A 13003-nucleotide genomic window follows, 5' to 3' on the forward strand; every position below is an offset into this window, starting at 1 on the left:
TTGTGTCAGGCCGTAGCCTGGGCGATGGTCTGCTCGAAGCGCGACGCCAGTTCGGCGTTTACCTCGGCCTTGGCCAGGCTGTCGGTGGTGGCCTTGGCGCGGTGCAGGGTTTCGTACTTGCGCAGCTGGGCGGCCGCCTCAACCAAGTCGGCCAGGAGGTTCGGTGCCTGGGCGATCAGCCGGGCATTCGCTCTGCGCACATCCAAGGCGAGCTCAACAAGCCCAACCTCGGTGAATGTCATTGCATCGCCACAGTCGGCGATCATCCAGCCGTCAGTTGGGAGTGCTTTCACGCCGTCGCCGCTGTCGGCACCCAGGCCGGTGAAAACCTCGGTCTCGTTCAGGGCTTCCCAGGGACCTGGGGTGTGCTTGTGTTTCGTCATGGCAATAGCTCTCCATGCCCGCGCATATCGGCAGGCTTGAATTGTTGAAGGGGGAGGGAGAAAAGCGCGATGCTTCGTTGTCAACATGGCGTAGTGCCACTCAACCTTGATGTGGTGGTCACTTTTTGCGTTACGCGTTTAGGGGCTAAAAATGCCTAATTCAGATCAAAAATACCGTGCGTACCAGCTGCTACGACAGCTGGACACCGCAACATCTTCAATCATGAATCAAGTCGCTTACGGCCAGATCGGCGGCCCCCTGTGGGGGGAGGCCCTGCTGGTCCAGCAGAAGGCGTTTGACGACTGGGCAGATTATGCGAAGACGCTGGCCACGCTTGAGATTCTGGCATGCAGTGCTCCGCCATCCGGGGATCACAAAGACCAAAGCGAGGCTTAAGCCATGCTTGGCCAAGTCGTTACCTCTGAATATCGGTGACCTAGGTGATGAGATGCATCACCTCTAGGGGGCTGCTGGACTGCTCCTAGCCATGCAAATTTAGAGCTCATATCCATCATTCCAGAACGCGGAGCTTGCCGCTGCCTCGGGTTCGTTCGGGGCGAGCTGGCGCTCGTTGCCGGCCTGCAGCTGGCTGTCTGGGATGCAGCTGATGCCGATCTGTCTGCCGCTGGCGTGCACAGCCAGGATGTCGAAGCCTGCAGCCTCGGGGTAGCAAGTCCAATCGGCCTGCTTATTCATCGACTGGATGAAGGCCGCACACAGCTCGACCTCCGTCTTGATCGGTGTCCTTTCGAGCATGACGACTCCTTGGCCGCCATATCGCGGCAGTGAATAGAGGCTAAGGCGAGTTTGTCGATAGCGAAACGGTCCAGGCCAACCGTCCAGTGGTGCTGTGCGCTAATGATTTGTGTGCCTTACTAAGTTCTCAATAGTAAAGGACAACCAGAATGAGAGCTCGAGGCCCCACGTACTGGTGCTGGGCAAACTCAGCGCTACATTCTCGATGTCATGCCGAGGCCTATGCCGACGGCGTAAGCATTGACGTTGAGGTCCGGCTCTCCACCAAGGGCGTTACGCAACTGTTCATCGGTGTTTACGCCTCGGAGGGCATACCATTGCTGGAGGAGGTTTACGATACTCGCTCTGAAGAGACGATGACCCAGGCACTTGCCTGGGGAGTGTTTCGTGCCCGAACTACAGCCGCTCTGCGCTCCCCGCTTGTGTGCCGCTTACGGGACCAGCGATAGAAGAGAGATAGGTTGCTGCGAAAAGAGTATGTATGTACTCATTCTCGGGATGTTCTTCCTGATGAAGCAAGTAAGTGTGAGTGGATCTGTAAAGTAAGGACTTCGATTCGCTCACTCATCTGCTTTGTTACCTCCGTTAGGTGTGTATTTTGCTCCAACAACTGCAGAAGCTGCTTGCTGTGTAGCTCTGCGTCCTGCTGCCGTCTTTGATTGTCCATGGCAATTGCCTCTCGATGTCTTGCATCTGCATCGGAAGTTGCTTTGTCACGGTCGGCCTGGCGAGTTTGCGCCAGAAGAATTAGAGGTGCCGCGTAGGCCGCCTGCAGACTGAACGCTAGATTCAATAGAATGAAGGGGTAGGGATCGAACGCTGACAGCCCCGATAAGCTGATCCCCATCCAAATAAGAACAACTAGTGACTGGGACCCCAGAAAAAATGGTGTACCAAAGAAACGGGCGAAAGCTTCGGCTTTTCGGGCAAATGCATCGTTACCAAAGGGGTGGTGCATATGTTCATGGGCGCGATGAAACCTGAGATGGTCGACGTCTTCAGGAGTTTCACGAGGTTTAGACTGCTCAGAGGTTAACGGGTCCATCTGCTGGCTCCGTGGTGGTTTCTCATGTCCAGTTTAGACTAGCCCGCCAGCGCTCCCCGCAGACGCAGCCGTCATCGTTGAATAGGGGAAGGCGCTGGCGGGCAGCGTCGAATTGAGCTATTGCTTCGAGTTCTGTCAGTCCATTCAAGGAGTGTGAGATGAAGCGATTAGTGTTGGGGGCATTGTTGGTGGTGTCTGGCGCGGCCCAGGCTGGTATTCCGCTGGTGAACGCCACATGCCCAGGAAACATCGAAGTGCATGCCGACAAGGGCGGTCCGATCTACATCAATGGCAAGGAAGGGAAGCTGAAGAAGTTCAACGACAACTACTTCGAAGCCAAGGGCAGCGACGTGACCATCTCGCTGTCGATCAACCCGGACGGCTCGCCAGATGTGTCGTATACCGGTAAGAACCGAGCCAATGGGGTCTGCCAGGTAAAAGGGGCAGACTCCTAAAGCGCTGCTGGCAGCGTAGTAGGGTCAGTCGTAGGCTTCTTCGCTGTAGCGGATGTCGCCGACGTACACCTGCTCGTATTCCACCTTGGTGCCACCCGTGTAGAGGTTCAGCACCAGGGCCTCGGCACCGTAGGCGCTGCCAAGAATCAGCGACTTCTTCATGTCGGTCTCGCCAACACGCAGGGAGTAACATTCACCTTCACCGGTGAATGCCATCTGCACCTGGCAGGAATACTTGTCCACCCCTTCGTTGGCATCAGCATAGAGGTGCCAGTATTCGGAAGTGGACGAGTAGCCCGTGCCTTTCTCGACAATGAAAGTCGGCGCCTCGCTGCCGTGCTTGTCACGAAGGTGGCTGTCTTCGAAGGCCCTGGTCAGTTGGTCGATCAGTTCCGAGAGTTTGATGCGAGCTGGCAGTGGCTCAAGCACCTTGGCGAGCTTTTCCGTGATGGTCTGGCGTAGCGCCTGTTCCTGGTAGTCATTGATCATCGCGGAGACGGTCTTGAGCACCAAGTCCCCGTAGCGGCCCAGGCCCGTAATCTTGGTCGGCATGGCACCCGCCAGGCTCTCTTCCAGCAGCTTCTTGAACGGCGAGTTGTAACTGAACTGCTCCTTGATCGCGCTCGTGACCGCGCTTTCGACGTTCTTGTCGATGATCGGCTGCAGCTTTTCCGGGCTCAGTGCGGCGGCAACCGAGTCGGCTACGATTCCTTCGATGTTGATGTCGAGTTGCATGGTGTGTTTCCTGGGCATGCACCGCCCTCCGTGCTGGTGGCGGCATGGTGGCAATTTGGGGTGGGATGGGGTATTACGGGTGACCGGCATGGGGCCGGGAACAAGGAGGGGGTATGACTGAAGAGTACAAAAGGGTGCTTGGCGTTCCTGCGGAAAATACTTTGGTCGAAGTCTCATCGAGCCGTGAGCAGCGCAAAGGACAGGATGCCGACCTATACACATTCAATGAGGTAAACCCTGCTGGCGAAGTGGTTGCAACCCACAACATTAGGGACACTATGTCTGTTTATCCGCCTCATACGCGCCGTATCATTGTGGAATGATCAGCTCATCGCCTGGGTCTTGCTGAATCATCAGCATGCTCTTCCGTTCGAAGGCCAGGGCCAGGCGCGGCGATATGCTGATCTCGTGCCGCGGCGGAGTGAGAAACTTCGTCGCGTGCAGCCTGCCTATGGCGTGAATGCCGTGGATCAGCGCTTCGATCATCTGGCTGGCCGAGGCGTCTGCCCAGCCGCAGATCGCCCGCAGGTGATGGCCGGTTCGATTCCTGGCTGACAGCCGCAGCGGCTCAGTCCGCGCCACGTTCCGATGGGCTGCTATTTCGTGGCGCGCGATCCTGAACAGTGCATGATGCCCGAGCGCTTCGATGTGATGAATCATCAGCGTCATCGCTTCGCCCTGCTCCTCTATCCCGGCCCACTCCATTAGTTCCAGCAGGACCTGTTTAGTCCCTGGTCGGACCTTCAAGCGCAAATCTTCTTCCTGCAGCCGCTCGGCCTTCTCGCGCCGGCGTCGGTCGCGTTCTGCCTGGTCCATCGCCATACGGCACCTCCCTTAATCTATGGGGCGAGAAATGCTGGTTCGCTTGCCTTCTTCCATTGCCTCAATAAAGCGCATGGCCGCACGGTGGCTAAAGCAGAATCTCTTGGTCTTGCCGGTGGCAATCTCGATGATGTGCCAAGCCTTGCCCTTGGCGACTGCCTGGAACAGAGGTTCGGGCGCCGGGGCAGGGCGACCAATCAGTTCGTAGAACTCGGCGGTAGCCATGAGGGAGCGTGCACGCAGGGCGGCTAGGCCGTCCACGCGCTGTTGCATGGAGTGGTGCATAGGATGATCCTCTGTTGGGATTCAGGCGTGATGCTCGAAGGTCTCGGCCTTGCGAACGATTCGAATCTGGGCAGTGCGCCGCTCGGGCGCTCTGCGGTCGCGACGCAGTGGGTCGCTGTCGTCGATGACCGCATGCATAGCGATCAGGCCGGCGAGGGCGATGCACAACGGGCTGATGATCTGGCGGCGCATCGCTTCGGCCACTGCTGCGGCCCGACGGGCCACGCCGAGCTTAAACATCGCGTTCTCGATGCGGTTGGCGACCGTGCCGGGGGTGATCTGCATCTGCTGGGCAATCTGTTTGGCGGTCATGCCCTGGGCGACGCCGAGCAGCGCCTCCAGCTCGCGAGGAGCCAGCCCTTTGCCAAGGTGGCCTGTCCATGTGCCGCAGGTGATCGTTTCCATGAGTGGTCCTTGGTGGGCTGCATTGGAGAGCCGTTCCCGCCTGTCTCCCTGAACATGTTGATGTAGGGTCGGGAAGGGCTCTCCGATGCAGCCTGGTGCTGGGGAAGACCAGGTGATCGGGCCAGTCTGTTCCTGGCAGTCAAGGGAATTTCCTGTCTTCGTTTGACTCCCATCTGGCCCTGCTGCCAGGGCCAGCCAGTGAAATCTGTTCCTCCCCATGCGCGTCGCCGCGGCAATCCCCGCCTGCCCAGGTCACACATTTCGTGCCCGGTGTTCTTCCTGGGTGGCTTACATGGTTTGGCGTCCCTCAATGCCTGAGGTCCGGCAGCTGTCCAGAGGCTGCTTGGCCGACGACTTAGCTTGTCTCGACCCAGGTGATGGCCTGGGTGCGTCGAGGTGGTCACGTCTGATTGTGTAAAGAGCGGTGGTAGTCGGACCTACCTATTCGGCGCAAATGCAAGCGAACTTGCATAAATAAAAGCATGCTTGCTACTTTAATGCAAGCAAGCTTGTGCTAATTTTTAATACTGTATATGCGTACAGTGTTTGGAGGTTTGGATGTCAGTGCAGGAATGCCTAGCTCGCAAAAACGAATTGACCGGGCTTGAGCGGCTGGGCCTGAGGGTTTCAGCGATGATCAATTCACCACTTGCCCAGTTCGGGAGGAAGGTTCTGATTCACAAGTTGGACACGGACTGCGATCAGGACTGGGACGCGATCATGGAGCTGCTGGCCGAGACGGACGGCCTGGACATGACGTTCTGTGATGACGGATCGGTGATCCTTCATTGGGATACGCCGACTGATGACGATCGGGTGATCGAGAGGGAAGTGGAGTTGGATCTGATTCGCCACCAAGAAAACGCGCCATTCTGGTGACCCGTTGGGCCTGCAAGCTGGCAACCGTTCGGGAGACTACGACTAGCTACAGTCACGATGTTTTTCTATACTCCACGGCGCTTCTATTACGTAAAGGGAATATCATGCTTTCTCCAGTAGACATCCGGGAAAATCTCAGAGAATGGGTTGGTGCTCATTTATCTGCTGGAACCCAAGATGTGCTAATCGATGAGCTGGGATTTGTCAATCGGCAGGAGGGGCGTACCGTCGATCTGACATTTAGAGCAGATTTAGCACTTGCGAATGGACGTCTGGTGGCATTCGAAATTAAGTCTGGCGCTGATAATCTGAAGCGCTGGCCAGGGCAGTGCGAAGCTTATTTTAACGTTTTCGATGAGATTTGGCTTTGCACGCACGGGCGCCATTTGGAGAAGGCACTTGCAGTAACCCCTAAGTCTGTAGGAATACTTTTGGCAGACGATTTAGGGGGGATGGCACTCCTTCGTCAAGCTATGCCGAACAAGAGAATCAATTCTTTTGATTTGAGCGGTTTGTTGTGGAGGGACGAGCTCGAAGAACTCTGTCGTATAAATGATGTTGAGTTCAAGTCACGAGAGACCAAGTCGGATCTCAGGGAAAAGGTCTCTCGTGCCGTTTCGCGTGAAGATTTAAGGGACTATGTATTGGCCCGTCTTAAGGTTAGAAGAGCTGATTAGATTAAATCGTCTAGGTCATCGTATTGCCGGTCATGCGGATTTGCTAGCTTATCTAGAATTCCGTTTGAAATATCCCCCAGCATAGCGCAGGCATGTTGATTGATCCGTATTTTGTTCCAGAATGCCATGTTGCCACTTTTAACACGATTCCCACTGCCAATGGCGGCAATGGCTTTAGTACCCCAGCAGAAAGTGTCACCATGGTAGTTTGGTAACGACCTAAATATTTCTGCTATTTCACGATACTTTTCGTTCTCACCTCCGGCACCTCGTCTCTCTTGGTGCCATTGGCAGTCGCTATAATAACCGGCAAACGGAATAGGCTGTGCCATTTTTGTCGGGTCGTAGTCATCTAGAAGGTCTTTGGTAGGGTTAGTCGCCGCATAGTCTCCATAAATGTGGCTAACGTTTTGCTGTAGGAGTTTCTTACGTACTATTGCTTGCCAGTATGGATCAATACAGGCGATTACAGCACTTGTTCCTCGGTCGGGACGGTCATCAGGCCATGAGGTGCTTACAGTGATCACTTTGCCAATTTCATAATCATCCAAGAGGGCAAGCATTTTTTGAATGCTGCTACCTTCTTGTAAGGATGGCATTTCATTGATGCTCCAGGCATCAATTATTAGAACAGTGCGTTTTAGGTCGTCGTCACTTATTGCGTTGAGTAGCGCTCTTGCAGTGGATATGTTTTTATCGAGCACCACTCCGCTTCCCTCAACCCGGATGCCTACAATCGAGAACTCGGAGTAGAGCTTTAGTGCGAACTGAACAACATTTCTTTGCCGGTCGCCTGATCGGAATCCTACAATCGGCAATACCTTGTCGTTTATGGCTTTTATTTGGCGGAAGGTATCCAGTTTTGACTGAAAGTTGTTGCTCGGATCGTTGAGTTTTATTGGTAGTTCGCTTTGGCTGTCCTGGGAGAATCTTGACGAATCAATCCAAAAATGATCTCCGGTCCACTGCTCAGCAAAACTGTGTATCATTCGGAGGTTGTCACCTCTGGCGGAAATGATCGGCGTTAAGAGAGGGCGTCTGAAATCTTCGATTTCTGAGATTGCCAGTAAATCATATTGTCCTGAACGAATACTGGGTGCATAAACAACTTTGTCCAACCGTTCCATGTTGTGCTCCGTGTTGTTGTGTTGAATCTTCAGAATTTATAATTTATGTCATGGCTCAAACTTTTCTTGCATTCCATACTAGGAGTGCTTTTGCATGGATGATTACATCATCGATTCGTGCTGGCTGCTTTTCGTACTTGCTATTATCTGAAATCAACCAGACATGATCCTGATCTTTTCGCTGAAGTCGCTTGATCAAAAGATCACCGTGCCATGAAAGAACGTATACCCCTTCCCCCTGATAGTCGTTGACGCCGCGGTCGACGATTACAGGGTCTTTATCGTTTATGGTTCCCTCCATGCTCTGTCCCCATCCCGTGATCATCGACAGGGCTTGTGCAGAGGTGTAGGTCACGCCTTTTTCACGCAGCACTTCTTCGCGGATGATCACATTCCGAATGACTTCGCTGTACTCGGCCGGCACTTGGCCGTGGCCCATGGCCGCTCGGATATCGTACTGAGGGATGGAAATATCACCGTGGGCAGGCTGCGCTGTGGCAATGAGAAACCCACTGCTTTTTTCTCCGTCTGGATCTTGTTCAACAGCTTTGACAATGCTCTGGCGGGCTTCAGTGCTCAATCCTTTCCCATGTTTCTCCAGCATCTTCCTCACGGCATCCGCTGCTGAATTGCCAGGTCCGTATTCCTTCGCCACAACTGTCTTTATCTCAGCCTTGCGAGGTGGTTCGTCCTTTCCTGATAGCAGCCAGTCCACGGACGTATCGTAGCCCTCAGCGAGGGCCACAAGATTTTCGTTTTTGATGTTCTCGGTATCGCCCGCAAACCACTGACGAACAGCCTCATAGCTGATCCCGCAGGTATTTGCGATGTCCCGCTTGACATTGCGTACACCCAATTCAGGGCGGCGAGCCAGTACGAGTTTGGTGATTCGGTCTGTGATTTTCATCTGGGCAATCTACAAGGTTGCTTGTCAAGCATGCTTGTTTTGCAAATGCAAGCATGCTTGAATATCGGGGCGAGCAAAGGAGGTCGCTATGACCAAAAGCCAAGCAATTCAACATTTTGGGTCGATATCAGCGCTCGCAAAGGCGCTGGGCGTGACCTACGAGGCGGTTCGCCAGTGGGCGGATGTGCCCGAGCTGCGCCAGTACCAGATTGAGCGAATCACAAAGGGGGCACTGAAGGCAGGGAAGGGGCACGCAGTTGTATCACCGTGAGGACATTCTCGCGTTTCAAGGCTTCCGCCCGTAGATGATCAAAACACCTGCTAATTCATCCAGCACCCAAATCGCGGGCATAAAAAAACCGGGTGGCAGCCCGGCTTTCTCAACTTCTGAATCGGGATCAATTATGCATCTCTCCAATGCTGCGCGCAATGCTGCGCCTGTCGCTCCATGTCAATCGCAACGGTGGCAAGCGTGAGCGTACAAGCTATGACCTGGGCACTCGCCATTCCCAAAACTGCACTTGAGAATCCTGCAGCCCGCCATGTCCTGCTCTGCCTGGCCAATTACGCAGGCAGCGATGGAAGAGGGGCATTCCCTTCTGCCGGGACTCTCTCTGACGACACCGGCCTTTCTGAACGAACAGTACGGCTAAAGCTAGATGAGCTCGCCCAGGCCGGTTGGATCGCTGAGGGTAACCAGGCAATTGCTGCTGCCCATATCGATCGTCGCGACCGTCGCCCCGTTGTTTACGACCTGTTGATTAAGCGGGGTGCATCTGCTGCACCTCGTCCTGAACGGGGTGCAGGAAACCGCACGGGGTGCAGCTCACAGCAGAACGGGGTGCAGCAAAACGCAGAACGGGGTGCAGCAGCTGCACCCAATCCGTCATTGAACCAATCTACTCTCTCTCTGCGCGAGCCGTTCGCAATGTCCCTCGAATGGGAACCGAATCCGGAATTGCTGAAAGCCTACGCCCGTCGCGCAGGTCTGACCTTGGATCAGTTCAACGCGGTTGCCATATCCGGCTTTGTGCTCCACCACGATGCCAAGGGCGTGGCCCAAACCGAAAAGCAGTGGCTGGCCGCTCTGGTCAGCTGGGTCAAATCCGATCTCGCCCGTGCTGCCCGCTCGCCTGTTGTTCGCAACGGCGGATCGCAGCGCTCCAGCTTCGATGACGATGACACGTCGTGGATCGGGGAAGGGGGCGGCCAATGAATCAAGTTGCAACCGTGGCTCATGGCTTGTGGGCAAAGGTCCAGGCTGGCCAATACGTGCCCTCGGATTACTCGCTGCCTGCCGACGTGAAGGCCGAGCTCAATCGCAAAACTGCTGGGGTGATCAACGACCTGTTCCGCGATCTGCGCACGATCTGCAGCGCCTGGAAGCAGGCATGGCCGGATGAGGCGACATACAAGGCGGCCAAGCAGCAGTGGCTAACCGCGTTTCTCGAGGCTGGCATCAACACCCCGGAGCAACTGCAGTTCGGTTTGATGCGCTGCCGGCAATCCGGCCGCGAGTTCATCCCGGCGCCCGGGAAGTTCATCGAGTGGTGCCAGCCTTCGCCGGAAATGCTGGGCCTTCCCCCGCTGGCTACTGCCTTCCGCGAGGCTTGCCGTAACGCGCATCCCGCCATGGCAGGGAAGGGTAAGTGGTCCCACGACGCGGTCTGGCACGCCGCCAAGGAAAGTGGTTTCGAGAACCTGAACAAGCTGGCTACCGATGTGAGTGCCAAGCTGTTCGAGCGCAACTACACGATTGCCGTTCGGCGCCTGGTCGCAGGTGAGCCGTTGCAGAAAATGCCGCTGGCTCTCCCAGCAGAGGTGCCAGGCCAGCGCACGCCGAAAGTTGGAAATGAAGCTCTGGCGGCGATCCGATCCAGGATGCTCGGCCGATGATCGAGCTTCCCGCACCTGACCTCACTGAATACCGATACGCGCTGTACTGCCGCTCCGACCTGTTCGGGCTCTCCAGTACCTCGCATCCACCCATTGCGCTTTATCGCGACGAAGCTTCGGCTGTCGCTCATGGCCAACTCATGTGGCCGAGCGCTTACACCGTCATCGACCTTCATGGAGAAGACAGCCCATGCGGCAATCGAAACTGACCAAGGCCGCACGCGGCCGGGAGTGCCAAGTGCGCATTCCCGGGGTGTGCAATGGCAACCCAGAAACCACCGTGCTTGCGCATTACCGCATGGCGGGTACTTGCGGCGTCGGTATGAAACCACACGACTTGCAGGGCGCTTGGGCCTGCAGCGCCTGCCATGACGCCTGTGATGGCCGTAGCCGCGATGTCGACCGCGACACAGCGCGGCAGTACCACGCCGAGGGAGTGATGCGTACCCAGGCCTCTTTGATCAACGAGGGGGTGCTGATCGCATGAGTGCGACCCGGGAAGTGAAGTTCAGCGAGGCCGAAGTTCGCCGGCAGGCTGCCGACAAGGCCGTACGCGACCTACGCGACCCTCGTCACCCTGGCCTGTACCTGCGGTTCTGGATCACTCGCGAGCGCGGCACCTGGCACCTGGTGCGTGGCAAGAAGTGGGTGCCGGTCGCACGTTGGCCCGACCTGGGCGTTGCAGCGGTGATTGCCGAGCTGCCCGCGCTGCGTCGGCGCCTGCTGCGAGATCCGGCCACCGCGCCTGTAGTGTCCGGCATGGGGACCGTGGGCCAACTGCTGGACTGGTACGGCGACCGGATGGCCCGCGATCGCTCGTTGTCGGCGAAGCGCAAGGCGGGCGCACGGTCTGCCATCGCTCAGCACCTAAAGCCACGCCTGGCGGACCTGGCCCTGGCTGAAGTGAGTGCCGACTCTCTCGACAAGCAACTGATGTGGCCGGCTCAGGCCGATGTGTCGCTCTCGTACCTGCGGCAGATGTTCGCCCTGTTGCTGACCGCCTTCCGCCAGGCCCTGAAGCTGGGACTGATCGACGGGAACCCCATGGCCGGGATGCGCTTCAACGACTTCACCAAGGCCAAGATCTTGCCGAAGGCTGCGCGCCTGCGTGACGTGCAACTGCCCGAACTGATGCAGCAACTGGCTCACGCCTTCGACGCGACCCCCAGTGACGCGATGCTGGCCCTGATGATGCTGGCCCACGGCACCCGAATTGGCGAGACCCGCATGGCGCGGTGGGCTGATGTCTCGTTGGCGGCGGCCGAGTGGTTCATCCCGGCGGCGAACACCAAGACTCGCACCGAGCACCGCTTGCCTCTGACCACCCAGCTGCAAGCACTGCTGACCCGGTACTGGGCGATACAGCAGGCTCAGGGTTACCAGGGCGCCTACCTGTTCCCGAGTCGACGCGGGCTGCCGCTCAGCGAGACGCAGGCCAGTGCCGTCTTCACCCGGTTGGGGCAGGGCGCCTGGACTAGTCACGATCTGCGCAAGGTGTCCCGCAGCACCTGGACCGACCTCGGCATCGACGGCCACATCGGCGAGATGCTGCTGAATCACTCGCTGGGCAAGATCGCCAGCACCTACATCCACACCCAGGCCATGCAGCAGCGCCGGGCAGCCCTGGAGAAGTGGCACGCCTGGTTAGACGGCATTGGCTTCGGCGCCATTCACGGCCTTACAGAGGCCTTATCCGAGATTTCTCATAACGGCGCGCAGCCCGCTAATGGCGCGGCTTCGAGCGACCTTACCGAATTTGTTACTAGCGAGGATTCGAAATGACAAGGAAGAGCCATGGACCGTCCTTGAAAAGACACATGATCAAGCTGGCCGAGTGCCCCGCTTGCCAAGGTCGCGGGGTGGTGCAAGGAGTTTTCTATGAGCTCGACTGCGAAGCTTGCAACGCTTCTGGTTGGATTGATCGCTGGCTGAACCAGCCACTTCCGCTGCAAGAGTTGGCGGTACAACTGGGCATGAATCTGCGAGCGGCGCTGAAGAAAATCGAGCAGTTGAAAAGCAACCGGTCCATTGGGCCGGAGGCGTGCTACCAAGAAGGCAACCGGCTCGGCGCCGGCGGGACGAACTACACAGGAGATTGAACGATGAATACTAGAAAGCCGCTACACCGGCCATTGGGGGATACCGAGTATTTGCTTGAGCAGTGGGGGTGGTGGCGTATGGATGGCATGGGATTGCCTGGCTACACCTCCCCAGCCTTTGCACTAATGCGCGATCACATGCCATCAACTACAAAGTCTTACGCGATCCTGGATGAACTAGCCATGGTGGTAGATGGCGCGGTCGCTAGATTGTGTCGCCGTGATCAACAGATGGGCGACATGATATGGCTGTACTATGGCGCCAAGTGGCCAGCAGTACGGGTGGGGCGCCACTATGGTTTCAGCGAAATGAAGGCTCGTGAGTTGATTAAAGCGGGGGGCGCGTGGATTGACTGTGTACTTGATGGGCTTCGAGACGCTGCATGAAAAAAGTAGTTGTCCATATGGAATAACTCTGTTTTCATAGCAGCGTGTCCAGCTTGCAAACAGCGCGACACAAGCGGCCTTGGCAATAGCCTCGGTTGACTAGCACGAGCAAGAGCCCTACCTCAACCTTTAGGGCTTTTGATT

General features: G+C 56.6%; 22 protein-coding genes. 13 read left to right on the top strand and 9 right to left on the bottom strand.

Features of this window, described 5'->3' with window-relative positions; genetic code table 11:
* Window positions 1-5 precede the first annotated feature (5 nt).
* Window positions 6-383: an XkdD/Y8K6 family phage-associated protein gene (locus KHO27_RS06155; protein WP_088852955.1), complete on the bottom strand. Its 378-nt coding sequence runs from the start codon at window positions 381-383 to the stop codon at window positions 6-8.
* Between the two features lie 151 nt (window positions 384-534).
* Between KHO27_RS06155 and KHO27_RS06160 the strand changes: the two genes are divergently transcribed.
* Complete coding sequence (locus tag KHO27_RS06160; RefSeq protein WP_214501369.1) at window positions 535-780, top strand: hypothetical protein; 246 nt, start codon at window positions 535-537, stop codon at window positions 778-780.
* A gap of 99 nt (window positions 781-879) precedes the next feature.
* Here the strand turns inward: KHO27_RS06160 and KHO27_RS06165 are convergent, their stop codons facing one another.
* Both KHO27_RS06165 and KHO27_RS06170 read right to left on the bottom strand, forming a co-directional pair.
* Complete coding sequence (locus KHO27_RS06165) at window positions 880-1140, bottom strand: hypothetical protein (protein ID WP_139671844.1); 261 nt, start codon at window positions 1138-1140, stop codon at window positions 880-882.
* A 487-nt stretch (window positions 1141-1627) separates the two neighbouring features.
* Complete coding sequence (locus tag KHO27_RS06170) at window positions 1628-2185, bottom strand: DUF1003 domain-containing protein (protein WP_214501370.1); 558 nt, start codon at window positions 2183-2185, stop codon at window positions 1628-1630.
* A gap of 158 nt (window positions 2186-2343) precedes the next feature.
* On the opposite strand from KHO27_RS06170, the gene KHO27_RS06175 reads away from it, so the two are divergent.
* Window positions 2344-2640, top strand: coding sequence for a hypothetical protein (locus KHO27_RS06175; protein WP_139671836.1), 297 nt, complete (start codon window positions 2344-2346; stop codon window positions 2638-2640).
* A gap of 24 nt (window positions 2641-2664) precedes the next feature.
* On the opposite strand, the gene KHO27_RS06180 is transcribed toward KHO27_RS06175, so the two are convergent.
* Window positions 2665-3375 (bottom strand): hypothetical protein, encoded by a 711-nt coding sequence (locus tag KHO27_RS06180; protein ID WP_214501371.1) that lies wholly within the window; start codon window positions 3373-3375, stop codon window positions 2665-2667.
* 113 nt (window positions 3376-3488) lie between these two features.
* On the opposite strand from KHO27_RS06180, the gene KHO27_RS06185 reads away from it, so the two are divergent.
* Window positions 3489-3698, top strand: coding sequence for a hypothetical protein (locus tag KHO27_RS06185; RefSeq protein WP_214501372.1), 210 nt, complete (start codon window positions 3489-3491; stop codon window positions 3696-3698).
* Here the strand turns inward: KHO27_RS06185 and KHO27_RS06190 are convergent.
* From KHO27_RS06190 to KHO27_RS06200, 3 genes are read right to left on the bottom strand one after another with little or no spacing between them, the layout of a single operon-like run.
* Complete coding sequence (locus KHO27_RS06190) at window positions 3685-4197, bottom strand: hypothetical protein (RefSeq protein ID WP_214501373.1); 513 nt, start codon at window positions 4195-4197, stop codon at window positions 3685-3687. The genes KHO27_RS06185 and KHO27_RS06190 overlap by 14 nt on opposite strands.
* Window positions 4198-4209: 12 nt before the next feature.
* On the bottom strand, window positions 4210-4482 hold the full coding sequence (locus tag KHO27_RS06195; protein ID WP_214501374.1) for a hypothetical protein: 273 nt from the start codon (window positions 4480-4482) through the stop codon (window positions 4210-4212).
* Window positions 4483-4503: 21 nt separating this feature from the next.
* Window positions 4504-4887, bottom strand: a complete 384-nt coding sequence (locus KHO27_RS06200) for a helix-turn-helix domain-containing protein (RefSeq protein WP_214501375.1) — start codon at window positions 4885-4887, stop codon at window positions 4504-4506.
* 558 nt (window positions 4888-5445) lie between these two features.
* Here KHO27_RS06200 and KHO27_RS06205 point away from each other — a divergent pair.
* Entirely contained in the window at window positions 5446-5766 is a 321-nt protein-coding gene (locus KHO27_RS06205; protein WP_214501376.1) for a DUF1654 domain-containing protein, read from the top strand.
* A 104-nt stretch (window positions 5767-5870) separates the two neighbouring features.
* Window positions 5871-6443 (top strand): sce7726 family protein, encoded by a 573-nt coding sequence (locus KHO27_RS06210; RefSeq protein WP_214501377.1) that lies wholly within the window; start codon window positions 5871-5873, stop codon window positions 6441-6443.
* On the opposite strand, the gene KHO27_RS06215 is transcribed toward KHO27_RS06210, so the two are convergent.
* Together KHO27_RS06215 and KHO27_RS06220 are read right to left on the bottom strand one after the other, a co-directional pair.
* A complete protein-coding gene (locus tag KHO27_RS06215) occupies window positions 6440-7570 on the bottom strand; it encodes a beta family protein (protein WP_214501378.1) in 1131 nt (376 codons plus the stop codon). The genes KHO27_RS06210 and KHO27_RS06215 overlap by 4 nt on opposite strands.
* 55 nt (window positions 7571-7625) lie before the next feature.
* Window positions 7626-8477 carry an XRE family transcriptional regulator gene (locus KHO27_RS06220; RefSeq protein ID WP_214501379.1) on the bottom strand — a complete coding sequence of 284 codons (852 nt, stop codon included), beginning with the start codon at window positions 8475-8477 and terminating at the stop codon, window positions 7626-7628.
* A gap of 88 nt (window positions 8478-8565) precedes the next feature.
* On the opposite strand from KHO27_RS06220, the gene KHO27_RS06225 reads away from it, so the two are divergent.
* The 8 genes from KHO27_RS06225 (at window position 8566) to KHO27_RS06260 (ending at window position 12859) form a co-directional block, all read left to right on the top strand.
* Window positions 8566-8748, top strand: coding sequence for a Cro/CI family transcriptional regulator (locus KHO27_RS06225; RefSeq protein ID WP_214501380.1), 183 nt, complete (start codon window positions 8566-8568; stop codon window positions 8746-8748).
* Between the two features lie 216 nt (window positions 8749-8964).
* Complete coding sequence (locus KHO27_RS06230; RefSeq protein WP_214501968.1) at window positions 8965-9693, top strand: DnaT-like ssDNA-binding domain-containing protein; 729 nt, start codon at window positions 8965-8967, stop codon at window positions 9691-9693.
* Window positions 9690-10373, top strand: coding sequence for a replication protein P (locus KHO27_RS06235; protein WP_214501381.1), 684 nt, complete (start codon window positions 9690-9692; stop codon window positions 10371-10373). The genes KHO27_RS06230 and KHO27_RS06235 overlap by 4 nt, the downstream gene beginning before the upstream one ends.
* Window positions 10370-10582, top strand: coding sequence for a hypothetical protein (locus KHO27_RS06240; protein ID WP_214501382.1), 213 nt, complete (start codon window positions 10370-10372; stop codon window positions 10580-10582). Before KHO27_RS06235 ends, KHO27_RS06240 begins: the two co-directional genes overlap by 4 nt.
* The gene (locus KHO27_RS06245) at window positions 10564-10860 is read left to right on the top strand and encodes a DUF1364 domain-containing protein (protein ID WP_214501383.1); all 297 of its coding nucleotides are present in this window, start codon (window positions 10564-10566) and stop codon (window positions 10858-10860) included. The genes KHO27_RS06240 and KHO27_RS06245 overlap by 19 nt, the downstream gene beginning before the upstream one ends.
* On the top strand, window positions 10857-12155 hold the full coding sequence (locus KHO27_RS06250; protein ID WP_214501384.1) for a tyrosine-type recombinase/integrase: 1299 nt from the start codon (window positions 10857-10859) through the stop codon (window positions 12153-12155). Before KHO27_RS06245 ends, KHO27_RS06250 begins: the two co-directional genes overlap by 4 nt.
* A 35-nt stretch (window positions 12156-12190) precedes the next feature.
* Window positions 12191-12472 carry a hypothetical protein gene (locus KHO27_RS06255; RefSeq protein WP_250888413.1) on the top strand — a complete coding sequence of 94 codons (282 nt, stop codon included), beginning with the start codon at window positions 12191-12193 and terminating at the stop codon, window positions 12470-12472.
* Between the two features lie 3 nt (window positions 12473-12475).
* Entirely contained in the window at window positions 12476-12859 is a 384-nt protein-coding gene (locus KHO27_RS06260; protein WP_214501386.1) for an antiterminator Q family protein, read from the top strand.
* Window positions 12860-13003: the final 144 nt, after the last annotated feature.

Origin of the sequence: Pseudomonas sp. RC3H12, from assembly GCF_018596375.1 — a bacterium.
In the GTDB taxonomy this organism is placed as follows: Bacteria; Pseudomonadota; Gammaproteobacteria; order Pseudomonadales; family Pseudomonadaceae; genus Aquipseudomonas.